This window comes from Fulvivirga lutea (assembly GCF_017068455.1).
Classification (GTDB): domain Bacteria; phylum Bacteroidota; class Bacteroidia; order Cytophagales; family Cyclobacteriaceae; genus Fulvivirga; species Fulvivirga lutea.
Genome location: NZ_CP070608.1, coordinates 2,832,271 through 2,843,957 on the forward strand (window position 1 = coordinate 2,832,271; position 11,687 = coordinate 2,843,957).

The 11,687-nt window shown below is 35.4% G+C and carries 11 protein-coding genes; 6 read left to right on the forward strand and 5 right to left on the reverse strand.

Annotated features, from left to right (window positions below; genetic code table 11):
• Positions 1–61: 61 nt before the first annotated feature.
• Positions 62–2,854: a S8 family peptidase gene (locus tag JR347_RS12680; RefSeq protein WP_205720968.1), complete on the forward strand. Its 2,793-nt coding sequence runs from the start codon at positions 62–64 to the stop codon at positions 2,852–2,854.
• 191 nt (positions 2,855–3,045) lie between these two features.
• On the opposite strand, the gene JR347_RS12685 is transcribed toward JR347_RS12680, so the two are convergent.
• From JR347_RS12685 to JR347_RS12695, 3 genes are all read right to left on the reverse strand, one after another.
• On the reverse strand, positions 3,046–3,285 hold the full coding sequence (locus JR347_RS12685) for a hypothetical protein (RefSeq protein WP_205720969.1): 240 nt from the start codon (positions 3,283–3,285) through the stop codon (positions 3,046–3,048).
• A gap of 108 nt (positions 3,286–3,393) precedes the next feature.
• Positions 3,394–4,695 (reverse strand): M20/M25/M40 family metallo-hydrolase, encoded by a 1,302-nt coding sequence (locus JR347_RS12690; protein WP_205720970.1) that lies wholly within the window; start codon positions 4,693–4,695, stop codon positions 3,394–3,396.
• 56 nt (positions 4,696–4,751) lie between these two features.
• A complete protein-coding gene (locus JR347_RS12695; protein WP_205720971.1) occupies positions 4,752–5,021 on the reverse strand; it encodes a hypothetical protein in 270 nt (89 codons plus the stop codon).
• 104 nt (positions 5,022–5,125) lie between these two features.
• Here JR347_RS12695 and JR347_RS12700 point away from each other — a divergent pair, with 104 nt between their 5' ends.
• The 4 genes from JR347_RS12700 (at position 5,126) to JR347_RS12715 (ending at position 7,859) form a co-directional block, all read left to right on the forward strand.
• Positions 5,126–5,998: an AraC family transcriptional regulator gene (locus JR347_RS12700; protein WP_205720972.1), complete on the forward strand. Its 873-nt coding sequence runs from the start codon at positions 5,126–5,128 to the stop codon at positions 5,996–5,998.
• A 270-nt stretch (positions 5,999–6,268) separates the two neighbouring features.
• Complete coding sequence (locus JR347_RS12705) at positions 6,269–6,985, forward strand: pirin family protein (RefSeq protein WP_394369453.1); 717 nt, start codon at positions 6,269–6,271, stop codon at positions 6,983–6,985.
• Positions 6,986–7,282 carry a hypothetical protein gene (locus JR347_RS12710; RefSeq protein ID WP_205720974.1) on the forward strand — a complete coding sequence of 99 codons (297 nt, stop codon included), beginning with the start codon at positions 6,986–6,988 and terminating at the stop codon, positions 7,280–7,282.
• Positions 7,283–7,289: 7 nt separating this feature from the next.
• Entirely contained in the window at positions 7,290–7,859 is a 570-nt protein-coding gene (locus tag JR347_RS12715; protein WP_205720975.1) for a nitroreductase family protein, read from the forward strand.
• Here JR347_RS12715 and JR347_RS12720 read toward each other — a convergent pair.
• A complete protein-coding gene (locus JR347_RS12720) occupies positions 7,856–8,434 on the reverse strand; it encodes a hypothetical protein (protein ID WP_205720976.1) in 579 nt (192 codons plus the stop codon). The genes JR347_RS12715 and JR347_RS12720 overlap by 4 nt on opposite strands.
• Before the next feature lie 83 nt (positions 8,435–8,517).
• Between JR347_RS12720 and JR347_RS12725 the strand changes: the two genes are divergently transcribed.
• On the forward strand, positions 8,518–10,947 hold the full coding sequence (locus JR347_RS12725; protein ID WP_205720977.1) for a choice-of-anchor tandem repeat GloVer-containing protein: 2,430 nt from the start codon (positions 8,518–8,520) through the stop codon (positions 10,945–10,947).
• A gap of 75 nt (positions 10,948–11,022) precedes the next feature.
• Here the strand turns inward: JR347_RS12725 and JR347_RS12730 are convergent, their stop codons facing one another.
• Positions 11,023–11,625: a DUF6134 family protein gene (locus JR347_RS12730; RefSeq protein WP_205720978.1), complete on the reverse strand. Its 603-nt coding sequence runs from the start codon at positions 11,623–11,625 to the stop codon at positions 11,023–11,025.
• Positions 11,626–11,687: the final 62 nt, after the last annotated feature.

Sequence of the window (11,687 nt, forward strand, 5' to 3'; positions counted from 1 at the left end):
TGGTATGGTTCATTAAAAAAAACTATTCTCAGCTCATAATTTTTGGTTTACTTTGTTCTTTATGTTCAAAGCTTCGAAATCATTTTATCTGTCATTTTTGCTTCAATTCATATTGGTAAGCTTTACTTACAGCCAAACCAGTATTGACACATATTTATCCAAATTCGAAGCGAAAAGAGTAGCTGCAAGCACCAGAACTTCTTCAGAATATGTACTCATCAAACTGTCAGAATCCTTAGAACAATATTCATTGAACCAGTCTGGTATAACAGTTTATCGAATACTTGATAGCAGGCACATCATAGGAAAAATTAATAATGCTATTGAAATTGAGATTGAGGCTGTTTATCGCATTAATAATCAATGGAAATTGACCGATGAAATAGTATTCGATAATCAGTTTGATGATGATTTAGTATTTAAAGCAACTGACAGTTATTCATGCAGTAACTGTAAGAAAATAGCTCCAAATCTCTATTCCGTTAAGTATGATAAAGACCTACTGGAGGAACTTCTTTCAGATAACGAAATTATTTATGTGGGTTCTGAAAGTCTAGTGCCAACGGTTGAATCACGGGTATTGGATATGAATTTAAATCCCAATAAAATAAATGTTATTCATAACCTTCGGCCTGATTTAAATGGAGAGGGGATAGTGGTCTCCATTCAGGAACAGTTGTTTGATAAAGTGGACATAGATCTGTTAGGAAGATCCATCAACTCAAGTTTGGAGTCTAACGTAGTGGATAATCATGCCACTGAAATGTCTACGATTATTGCTGGTGCGGGTAACTCTTTTATTACAGGAAGGGGAGTAGCCGATGCAGCGCAAATAACGTCTTCAGATTTCACTTCTATTGTCCCGGATGATGCCTCAGATTTCATTAATCTCAATGCTTTTATTCAAAATCATTCTTACGGAACAGAAATCGAAAACTTTTATGGGGCATTAGCCGAAGCATACGATCAGAGCTCCATCGATAATACGCAATTATTACATGTATTTTCATCAGGTAATTTGGGAGAATCAACCCCTGAGTCAGGTACGTATGCTGGATTGGAGGGAACCGCCAACCTTACAGGTAATTTCAAGCAATCCAAAAATTCCCTGGTGGTAGGTTCTGTAGATACAGTAAATAATCAACCAGTATTCGTTTCTGTTGGGCCTGCTTACGATGGACGAATAAAGCCTGAGTTAGTGGCCTACAGTGCCGTGGGAGCATCTAATTCAGCAGCATTAGTGAGTGGCGTTGCAGCATTGCTCCAACAAGAGTATAAGGCTATTAATAATGAATATCCCGAGTCGGCATTATTGAAAGCTGCTTTAATCAATGGTGCTGATGATGTAGGAGCCAAAGGCATTGATTTCCAGACAGGATACGGATCACTGAATGCAAAAAAGAGCTTGCAAATCATTACTAATTCACAATTTTTCAGCGGATCCCTGACTAATGGCGAAGAATCTATTGTTAACCTAACAGTGCCTCCAAATGCAGTAAATCTCAAAGTTACGTTGTGTTGGACTGATGTCCCGGGACTGCCAAATTCATCTAAGTCGTTAATTAATGATCTGGATATTAAACTGGAGAAAGATGACATTACTACCTTACCGTGGGTATTAAATGAGACTCCATCAGGAATTAGCAATGAACCCACAAGAGATGCTGATCATTTGAATAATGTTGAGCTAATAAGTATTGAAGTGCCTGAAGGTGGTGATTATAATGTGGTTGTTCAGGGTTTTGATATTGCCGGCAGTCCTCAGCCATTTTATGTTACTTATTCTTATGACATACTAGATTCATTTGAATGGACTTTCCCAACCTCTACAGACAATATGCCTTACAATGGCGAAACCGCAAGCTACTTTAGGTGGGAAACTACATTAATTGGCTCAGGCAGATTGGAATACAGTATAGATGATGGTAATGAGTGGTTATTGATCGATGACAATGTGAATTTGGAAAAGGGCTATTACAGGTGGCAGCCGCCTTCAATGACTGCACACGGTAGAGCCAGAATAATTGTAAATGGAGATATACATGAGACTGATTTATTTGCTATTTCAAGGCCATTGAATGTGCGTGTATTATTTAATTGTGCAGATTCTTTACTCGTGAGCTGGCCAAAAATTGAGGGTGTCGTTGATTATCAGTTGAGCACCATTACCAACAGCAACTATCTAGAAAATTTCTCCATTACCTCTGACACCTCCATGATTATTAATAGAAATCAGCTTAGTACAAATTTTTTAACCGTTAAACCAAGGTTCGCTAATCCTCCTGAATTAATTGGTTCACCCACTTTTGATGTTGACCTATTAGGAACTAATTGTTTTATATCATCATTTTCAGCCAATGTGGTGGAGAATCAAATTCAGCTTGATTTATCATTAGATCTTACATATGGAGCTAAGGAAGTAATGTTTGAAACGTTGGAATCAGAACAAGTTTTTAATCTTGGTACCATGCCTGTTGTTAATCTTGTCACTACCGGAATCGATACTGACCCTTCCAATGGATTGAACAGGTATCGAGCTACCTTACTATTTGACAATGGAGAGCAATTGGTAAGTGATACGATTGGAGTGTACTATTTAGAAGAATCGAAAGTACTTGTATTTCCAAATCCATTAAGTTCTGAAGACTTTTTAAGTGTATTAACTAAAGATTTCGATGGATCTTCCATTACATTTCAATTAATAAATAGGGAAGGGCAGTTGATATTTGAAGACGTATTATTTTCAACTAGTAATTCCATTGCACTACCTGACGTTACCTCAGGCCTTTACTTCTACAGAATAATAACCAATGAGGGAACAATAACAGAAAGGTTGTTCATCCTAAGGGAATAGTTTGATGATAATTTATTAATCCCAGAAATTGGAACTATTCTCTCTACAATACGTTCTTAGTGTTAGAAAATAATGACAGTAAGTTGTCATTACCAAGTGTAGCGGTACTAGCCAAAAAACAAAGCGGAGTATCGCATAAAGAGAAATGAATTTCTCAGCTAAGCAGCCGGTTAAATCCGGTTTTTTTATGTCTAATTTTCAGAGCGAAGTACTATATCCTCGATTTGGTTCATCAAAGTTTCTCTGCTCGCTTCAGATAAAAGGTACTTTCTTTCAAGAAGTCTGATAGACATCTCGTCCATGATAAAATGACCTCTTAGAAAGGCAATCTTGTCATCGAAATTTGTTAATCCTTTAAATTTATTGCGTTCGGTTGGTGAGTCCATAATTAGTTCAACCTTACTTATAAAACGATCAGAATTTTGAGTCATAAACCATACTAATTATGATCGCAATATATTAATTCTCTGATTAAGTCTCAGGCTTCAATCAAATTATATTCGAAAAAAATTCTGAATATAAAAATAGTACTATTTAGATTACCTTCTGGATGACAATCGATACATTAACAAGGCAGCTCTTTTAGCTTGAACGGAGATCATATTTAAGTTTCCTGTTTCATTTATTGTATGATCATCGGCACCAGAAAGCCCTAAACCATCTACGGCCATATCCACTCTTCCTGATGTAAATGAAATATCAGCAGCCCCTGCATTTCTGGGATTAACTGCGGTTACATGTCCATAGCCCAATTCACGACTTATCATATTATAAAGGTTCAATAAAAATTCATTGCCTTTAGTGTTTGTTAATGGAGGATAACCACCTTCTGAATCGAAGATAAGTTCAGCCGAACTTTCAGGATAATTTTCAGTGACAATTCTGTTCATCACTTCTTTTGCCATAGCGAGCTGTTCTAATGAAACCGCTCTAATGTCACCTTTTACAATCACATCTTTAGCAACTACATTTTGTTTTCCATAAGCTGTGCCTGCACTTTTAGAATCATCATAGGTTACATCAGTTCCTCCAAGAATTAAACCTGGATTAAAAGTAAGGTTTTCTTCTTTTGACAATTCCTGATAAAATGAGTTGAGTATGCGTGAAGCCTCATAAATGGCGCCTGATCCTACTTTATCAGTGAATACCTGCGATGAATGTGCAGCATTACCCTTTACGTTTAGTGTCCAGCTGGTAGAACCTCTCCGAGAAGTGACAATTGTTTTAGGGTTTCCATCAGCATTTTCAAAACCAAGGGCAATATCCGCCCAATCAGCTGCATCAGTCAGTTCTTTTTTTGATAGGGCGAGGGGAGATCCGCTACGCTCTTCATCACCTGTCATTACCACTTTTACTGAAAGGTTTTCCAAAACACCTGCGTCTTTCAGTGCTTTCAGTGCAAGCAGGATAATAATATCGCCACCTTTCATGTCAGCAACGCCCGGTCCCTGCATGATGGAATCATTAACCATGGTATACTTCTGAAAGGGGCTCTCAGGTTCAAATACGGTATCTAAATGACCTATCATTAGTATTTTAATGCCTTTAGTTCCGTTATTGGATGCTACTAGATGACCTGCTCTTCCAAATGCATCACCAGAGGTCATAGAAGCTTCCATCCCTAATTTTTTAAATTCCTCTACCAATCGGTTACCTACTTTTTGAACACCCTTGAAGTTCATGGTGCCACTATTAATGTTTACTATTTCTTTAAGCAATTGGGTATAATAGGTAGTGTTATCTTCAACTGATTTCAAAATAACCGGCTTCACATCACTTTGTGACCAAGAAATGGAAGTAATGGTCAAACTCAATATCAGAAGTGCTGAAAGTTTTTTCATATCAAAAAAAAAGAGATCACTAATGATCTCTAAGTATAAGTTAAAGGTAATAATTATTATTTATCGGATGTTTTGCACTCTTCGAATTGATTAAGTGCTTTTTTGGCTGCTTTTTGATCAGCCTCTTCCATAGTAACACCTTCTTCTTGTGATTCGTTGAATTCAATAAACCATGCCTCCATTGTATTGTCATAACAATCATCAATAGGCTCATCTGCCATTAAACCATTCAATCGGTCAACAGGATTACTATAATTTGTAAACATCATGGCGAGGCCGACAACTACTGCCAAGACAAAAACAAAAAAGAAAATGGGATATCTCATGATTATTTGGTGTTTCTAAATTGAATATTAATGTTACGTAAAATAACAGAAAGCTCTATTAATTGATTCAATTCTCAACTAATTTACGCAAAAGTTTATAATTAGTGAAGGAAAAAAAAGATATTAAAGTCTATAGCTTGCAAGATGAGCAGCATCCATCCAGATTTTTTAGACTGGAAAAAATGGAAGATCATTATGATGATGTGAACGGCACTACTGATGATCCACACCGTCATGATTTTTATGCTATTATTTGGATCAAAAAAGGGAAAGGGTTTCATCTTGTAGATTTTAATAAATATGATCTTGAGGACAATCAAATCTATTTCCTTTCTCCTGGGCAAATTCATCAAATATCAACCACTGAGAAGCCTTATGGCTGGGTACTTTCATTTTCTGCAGATTTCTTACTGATCAACAATATACCTACCTCATTTATCAAGAATATTAATCTTTTTAAACCTTACAATGAATCCCCGCCATTAAAGCTAGAAGATGAACCTGCATTAACTATTGAATCTGTAATCGAACAGATGCTTCCTTTCTTTGAAGGTGATGGAGCCTATAAAAATGAAGCTTTAGGAGCTTTGTTACAGCTCTTGCTGATTCATTGCAACCACGCGTGTGAATTTCCAGAGCCTTTGGAAACACAAGCTTCTTGTGTACTCATCGACTTCAGGAATGAGGTAGAGAGCCATTATATGGAATTACATAAGGTAAATGAGTATGCCAATAGGCTAAATATTACACCTAAGCATTTAAATGAAGTGGTGAAGGAGAATTTGGGCTACACAGCTAAAGAGTATATACTCGACCGTATTATCATGGAAGCCAAACGATTACTCCTGCATTCAGATTTATCATCTAAACAAGTAGCGCTACACCTTGGCTTTAAAGAGCCTGTCCATTTCAGCACGTTTTTTAAAAATATAGTGGGTGTAACTCCTGGTCAGTTTAAACAAGAGTTTTCAAAATAAAGGAGATTTTGCCCTAATTTCTCATATTCCGACATTTCTATAGTCATACCCGACATTTTTGTAATACCCTTCTTCTGATTCATTGCGTTATTTGATGTGTAAACATTGATTAATGCCATGAACAGAAAAAACTTTATCTCAAAAGCACTTTTAGGCACTGCAACAGCAGTGGTTGGAAGTAGCATTTTAAAAGCAGAAGATCAATCATCAAAAAAAGAATTATTAAAACCGGTAGGGTTTAATCACCTACCAAATAAGGAGGAAAGAACAATGAAAACAGTATTGCACAAAGCAGAAACCCGAGGCCATGCAAATCATGGTTGGCTAGATTCTCATCACACATTCAGTTTTGCCAATTACTACAACCCTGAGCGTGTACACTTTGGAGTTTTAAGAGTGTTGAATGATGATATCGTGGCGCCAAGCAGAGGCTTTGGAACGCACCCACATGATAACATGGAAATTGTTTCAATACCACTATCAGGTGACTTAAAGCATAAAGATAGCATGGGTAATGAAGCCATCATTAGAGAAGGAGATGTGCAGGTGATGAGTGCAGGAACAGGAATATTCCACAGTGAATTTAATGCCAATGATGATAAGGAAGTTCGATTCCTTCAGATCTGGGTATTTCCAAATAAAAAGAATGTAGAACCTCGTTACGATCAGATTTCGATTCGTGATGTAGAGAAGAAAAATGAATTCTATCAGGTCTTATCACCAAATAAAGACGATCAAGGCGTATGGGTGCATCAGGATGCATGGTTTAACCTTGGCAAGTTTGACAAAGGTGTTGAGACTGAATATTGTCTCAATAAAGCGGATAATGGGGTTTATGCCTTCATTCTAGAAGGGGAAGTAGAAATCAATGGACAAAAACTAACTAAACGTGATGGCTTGGGTATCAGTGAAACCGACAAGCTATCAGTAAAAGCAACCAGTGACAATGCACGGGTGCTTTTAATGGAAGTGCCTATGACTTTATAAATGGAAAAGAAGTATCGTGTTATCATATTAGCTAAAACCATTTCTGCATTACTGACTAGGTTAGTAAATAATTTAGAACAATTTACAGGTGAAGGCTATTCAATATACAAAGAGCTTGATAATGTGGATTTGAACACGTATGATATACTACTGGTAGGCGGAGGTATTACCAATGAAGAAATTGATATGCTAAGAGATAGAATTAGCGCAGAAAAACTGTCAATAAAATTAATTGAACATTATGGTGGAGGCAGCGGGTTGCTTCCACAAGAATTGTATGCAGCAATAAACAAATAAATAACGAATGAAACCAAAAATAGACAATCAATACCCAATTATTGAACCGATAGCCAACCGATGGAGCCCAAGGGCATTTGCTGATAAAGCAGTGACCAAAGAAGACATCATGCCGCTTTTTGAAGCAGCCAGATGGGCGGCAAGTTGTTTTAATGAGCAGCCATGGCGTTTTAAAGTGGGAATAAAAGGAGAGGAGATGTATGATAAGATTTTCAATACTCTCGGAGAATTCAATCAAAATTGGGTGAAAACAGCCCCTGTTGTGGTGTTAGTTTGCGCTAAGAAAGCTTTTGATCATAACGGCAAGCCAAATGCTCATTCCTGGTATGATTCAGGCCAGGCAGTGGCCAATTTGGCAACACAAGCTACGGCCAATGGATTGTATCTACACCAAATGGCTGGCTTCGATCGTGATAAAGCAGAAAAGGAAGTAGTTAAGGATGATCATTACGATGCTATATGTGTTTTTGCCTTAGGTCATTTAGGTAATCCTGATCAATTACCTGATCAATTAAAAGAAAAAGAAGAAGCAAAGCAGCAGCGTTTAGGACTGGATCAAATTGTTAGCTTCTCCTAAGGCATATATGAATCTAGCATACGCATATCTGTGAGTATGTAAATGACGATGCCTAAAAACGTAATACTTTGGAATGCCAAATGAGCCCAGTGGTTATTGGTTTTAGATACGATAAACACGATGTATGTCAGAAGGTACGCGAACTGTGGTAACTGCATGCTTAACGGCATCTCTGAAATAATTGAATTGTGTAAGATACTTAAAACAACAGTGGAGGAACCTATAATAAATAGGTATCTCCACTGATCTATATAGTATTGTTTGAAATCAGTTTCTGCACTTCTCAAACCTGTGGGAAAAATCATTCTGGCCATAATAAACAAAGCAATCGGGTAGGCTAAAAGAAGCAAAACTACTTTTAATGTCCAAGATTCCACCACATTGGCATACTCGTAATTGATCCACCAATCTTGTATGTGTAGAAGAAATATAAAGATCACGAAGAGGGTGTGGGGTAGATATAGCTTGGTATTTCTGAAATTAGAAATTACATCAGCTATGCCTGTGAGTATTTGGGCTATGCCCAAACCTAATATTAAAGAAGTAAGAACGACAACGTATTCGAATTGATCCATTAATAGTAAAAATATTACATTGAATAGTTAAAAATAAGGTTTTCAATTAAAATTGTGTTTTGCCGTAGAAACATACCTATCTTATGACCAATTTATACTCCAACAATTTATTAAAGTCGATAGTATTTTTGATTTTATTCAAAATGCCTCTTACTGGGAATTCTCAGTTTTATGGGTATGGCAAACCTGATACTGAACTAGGAAATAATTATCAATTGTTTAGTTTCGATGAAGGTGATGAGAAATTAAATATTTTAAGAGGTTTTAATAGCGGCAGTTTCTCAATTCCAAATAACACTTCATTCACAGAAGTCGATGATTATTTATGGACTGCATTCGTTGATGGTCCATACGGAAGAGGAGTGGTTTTAAAATTAGCTAAAGATGGGAGTACGTTAGAAAGAATAGTTGAATTTGATGGAAACAATGGTAAAGAACCACAGAGTTCTCTTGTTCTGAATAATGGGTTCTTATATGGTATTACTAAAGAAGGTGGGGGTAATGATAATGGTGTTTTATATTCAATTGAATTAGCAACAAATAACTTTAAAGTACTTCATCAGTTTGATGAACAGAGTGGATATGAGCCAAATGGTATAAGTATCCATAATGACATAATATATGGTACTTGTAAACTAGGAGGGAATTTTGATTTAGGTACTATATATAGCTTCAGTATAAATGAAGGTTCGTTGACAGTTCTTGAGCATTTTGATGGAGTTAAAACCGGAAAGCATCCATTAGGAAAATTGTTTTACATGAATGGTGAGTTGTGGGGTGCCAGTATTGATTATCATATATATAAGTACAACATAGAATTAGGAGACTACTCAATACTACATGAGGTTTATAATGGCAGTCCAGAAAATACAGTAGAGGAATTTTCAAATTTCAGCTTCATTCAATTTAATAATAGAATTTATTCAATAAATAGTGGCTATACTCAAAATAATGGTATAAGAAGTTTCAATCTAGATGGTCAGGATTTGCAACAACATAATCCAGATGTGTCAGGTAGGTTATATGGTGATTTAGCATATAATAACGGGTATCTATATTTTTCAAGCGATGAGGGAATATTCCAAATGAATGAATTGAATGAGATAATCCGGGTTTTCGAAGAACCAAGTTTAACCACACCAATCTTTAATGGTTCAACTATATATTTATTTTATAACGATAGATTACTTGAGTATGATACAGAACCAAACGAATTGACCACTATTAGAGATTTGAATCCTTGTTATCTTGGTTGCACAACTAGGGGTGCGCCTATTAAAGTTGGAGATAAGTTATGGGGTTTAGTTCGAGCATTTGATTATAATTCTAATTTTTATGTTGCACTTTACCATATAAATCTTGATGGGTCGAACTTTTCAATTATTAGGAGATTTTCAGGGGCGGATATTCAGTTTAACAGTGAATTAAATCTCACCTACCATGAAGGTAAAATATGGCTTAAAGCTAATTCAGATGATGTTGGACTATTTGGAGGTGTCATTTTTAATGTAGATGTCATTACAGGGGATGTAAATGATTTTTTAGAATTTCAATTTGAGGATCGGTTATATGATTTTAAAGGTAAATTTTTAGTATTTGACAATAAACTTTGGGGTATTAGTAATCAGATTGTAAATAGCTTCTTGTTTTCGATTGATCTAAACTCTAAGGAATTTATTTCATACGAAGAGTTATTTTTTGGAGATCTAAGAAGTGAAATACTTCTTTTTGATAATAAACTCTATTTTGCTAATTCTAGAAATATTGTTTCGTTTGATCCATCCTCTGATGATTTTAATCTTTTGCACAATTTCGAACCAAATGAAAAGGCAGTTGATGGTCTAATAGTCGTTGATGGAAGATTGTTTGGCTTACTATCTTCAGGAGGAATGACCATTGATGCAGCTTTACATACAGGAGGTTTGATATTTAGTATTAATACAGACGGTTCTGATTATCAGGAAGAATACATTTTTGATTCAAATTTAAATAATCCAATAGGAAGCTTGGCAAAAAGAGGCTGCAAGCTCTATGGCATGGCAAATCCATATGTCAACTTCGAAACCAATATCTATGGTTCATTATATTCATATGATGTTTTAAGCAAAGAGCTAACGGAGGAATATGTGATAGGTGAAAAAACGGGATATGCATATTCATTTTGGGCGCCTTCTGAATTACTTTATATTGGTAATAATGAAGTATGTGAATTACCAATAAATGAAGAGGAAATAATAAATGAAGAGGAAATAACAAGTGTTTCTTTTGACAGCAATGAGTATTATCTAAAAGTTTATCCTAACCCTACTTCAGATATTTTGAAAATCAACAATTCAGTTAGAATTAATGCATCTAATCAATATCATATAACAAATATTAATGGTCAAGAAATCAAAACGGGGAAGCTTTTGGAAGACAAAGCTATTAATGTATCTGAGTTACCAAATGGTATTTATTTTTTAACAATATCATCAAAAACAATAACAAAGACATTTAAATTTATTAAAAACTAGGTTCAAAACCATTTACTTGGTTATTTCAAATAGTTTTTCAACTTGTTTTGAATCTTACACACTTGGAGTTAAATTCTACATCTTTCTAAACTCAATATTAAACCAAGTACGATCGATAAAAACACTTATGAGTTCCCCATTTTTATAGGTATATACATTCTCTTTGCCATTAGGGAGGTATACCATGTATTTGCCTTCTTCCAAAACTTCTACTGGGCAATAGTCCAGAAAACGCTCTGAAAAGACTTTACTCACACCTTTAGGCTCTTTGTAATACAGCATGGCGGATGGAAAACTAATTGCTCCAAAGTTCTTTTTGTAGCGTTCATCTTTTTCAGTCATAAAACATAGATACTGGTGATTTGAAATATGAACCAATGAAGCAGAATCTTCCTGATTTTTATTCATATAAACAGCGGTATAGCTTTCATCAATGGAACCATCAGAAAATGTTACTTTATGAATGGTTCTTCGATTATACTTTTTGAATAGTACTTTGAAAGTTACATCAGACTCTATTTCATAATATTGAACACCATTTTCTTCTGTTAAAGTGGCGTTAATTCCACCAATTTTACCACCGGCCAAGTGTATACTGTAGTTATATTTTTGCCCGCTACTGCTTATAGAAAAACAGATTAATGCAGTAAGAAATATGATACAAATTATTTTTGGCATAAACTTAAAGTTAAACGTTGGCTTGGAAGGATTAGCATGCTAGCAGTGGAATTTTAAAAATA

What these genes read in the sequence shown, in the direction of transcription:
- JR347_RS12730 (WP_205720978.1), bottom strand. Translation starts at nt 11,625, where the DNA reads ATGCCAAAAATAATTTGTATCATATTTCTTACTGCATTAATCTGTTTT.
- JR347_RS12705 (WP_394369453.1), top strand. Translation starts at nt 6,269, where the DNA reads ATGAAAACAGTATTGCACAAAGCAGAAACCCGAGGCCATGCAAATCAT.
- JR347_RS12710 (WP_205720974.1), top strand. Translation starts at nt 6,986, where the DNA reads ATGGAAAAGAAGTATCGTGTTATCATATTAGCTAAAACCATTTCTGCA.
- JR347_RS12695 (WP_205720971.1), bottom strand. Translation starts at nt 5,021, where the DNA reads ATGAGATATCCCATTTTCTTTTTTGTTTTTGTCTTGGCAGTAGTTGTC.
- JR347_RS12725 (WP_205720977.1), top strand. Translation starts at nt 8,518, where the DNA reads ATGACCAATTTATACTCCAACAATTTATTAAAGTCGATAGTATTTTTG.
- JR347_RS12690 (WP_205720970.1), bottom strand. Translation starts at nt 4,695, where the DNA reads ATGAAAAAACTTTCAGCACTTCTGATATTGAGTTTGACCATTACTTCC.
- JR347_RS12680 (WP_205720968.1), top strand. Translation starts at nt 62, where the DNA reads ATGTTCAAAGCTTCGAAATCATTTTATCTGTCATTTTTGCTTCAATTC.
- JR347_RS12720 (WP_205720976.1), bottom strand. Translation starts at nt 8,434, where the DNA reads ATGGATCAATTCGAATACGTTGTCGTTCTTACTTCTTTAATATTAGGT.
- JR347_RS12685 (WP_205720969.1), bottom strand. Translation starts at nt 3,285, where the DNA reads ATGACTCAAAATTCTGATCGTTTTATAAGTAAGGTTGAACTAATTATG.
- JR347_RS12715 (WP_205720975.1), top strand. Translation starts at nt 7,290, where the DNA reads ATGAAACCAAAAATAGACAATCAATACCCAATTATTGAACCGATAGCC.